The sequence below is a fragment of the Bartonella florencae genome (assembly GCF_000312525.1).
Lineage (GTDB): Bacteria > Pseudomonadota > Alphaproteobacteria > Rhizobiales > Rhizobiaceae > Bartonella > Bartonella florencae.
Map to the genome: position 1 here is coordinate 1 of NZ_HE997467.1, position 1410 is coordinate 1410.

Consider the following 1410-nt stretch of genomic DNA (forward strand, 5'->3'; position numbering starts at 1 on the left):
TTTAAAAGGGCTTTAAAAGAGCGATAAAAAGCTTTAAAAACTTATACAAAAACCTTTAATTTAACTGCGCCATCTCCACCCCGTCCAGCACCACTTGCTGTTCCATCCTCGCCATCTCGATACCCGCCGCCACCGCCACCGCCATTGCCTAATTCAGCACCGTTTCCTCCATTGCCACCATACTGGCTTTTTCCACCTTTACCTCCATTATTAGGTACACTAGTACCACCACTACCACCTCCACCTGCACCACCATAGCTACTGTCGCCCCCATCACCGCCACGACGATTATCAAAACCTCCGCCGCCGCCTCCACCTCCATGCCAAGGATCTTCTTTCCCCGCATAACCATTACTATTACCACTTGCAACTCCATACCCACCTGGAGTTCCACCGCCACTATTCCCACCAATATAACCGTTATTCCCCTTACCACCTCGTGCTGTAAGAATAGAACCAACTAGCGTATTACCACCATTAACACCATTTCCATATCCGCCTTTTCCAATAGTCACTACATCATTATTCTGTAATTGGCGTTTTTGAATCTTTAAAGAAATACATTCACCACCACCTCCTCCTCCACGTTGGCCACCGCTGCCGCCACCTCCCCAAGCCATGATTTCAATATCAGTGTCATCTGTCACCCCATCAGGCCAAGGAATATTACCACTCTGCAACATGGTGATTTCAATGTATTCTTCTTTACGCTTTTTGATTAAAGCATCTAAAAGAGCATCCACTTGCGCCTTGGTATAAACAATATCACCATCGACTCTCAAAGGTCCTTTAAGCGAGCTTCCGGTTGTATTTAAGTTAGTGACCACTTTACCATTATGGGTAATATTCAATGATGAGTTGCCCAACAGTTCCAAGCTGCCACTCATGGTGACTTTGTTGATAAATTTGTTGTAACTTTGCCATTCATTGGGGCTGGTGAGAAGCCCATAACTTGTCAGATCTTCATTGATCTTGGCTCTAAAATCATCAAGCCCCACAATATCTTCGGTTTTATGTTGGTGTGCGCCTAACAGGGATACAGCACTGCCAAAGGTGAAGTTATTATTGCCTGATTTATAAAGCACATAGTTGTTAGCTGCGTCCTTAGCACCCTCGATATCGCTTAAATCGGCAAAAGTGAAGGTTTTATCGGCGGACATCTTGCCATTGAGGGCGTTTTCTAGACCCGTCACATCACTGATTGTATGCTTATGTTGCAAAGGGGCTTTTTGATCTATCTTTTCCTCAACCGTTATAAGAGCTTGATCAAGTTTATTGAGATTATCGCGCAAGATTGGGAATTCAGAACTGATAAAACGCCCTTCTTTGGGCAATTCCATATCGAGTTTTTTGGTTTTTGTCATGTGTTTACTCCCATCACAATATGCCGGCGCCAAAATCACACACCAT

Annotated in this window: 1 protein-coding gene; it reads right to left on the reverse strand. The window is 44.4% G+C overall.

What is annotated here, in order from left to right; translation table 11 throughout:
- Window positions 1–41: 41 nt before the first annotated feature.
- Window positions 42–1410 (reverse strand): Bgr_08870 family protein (locus tag BN202_RS08770; RefSeq protein WP_341871766.1); only part of this gene is annotated, 1369 nt, incomplete at its 5' end.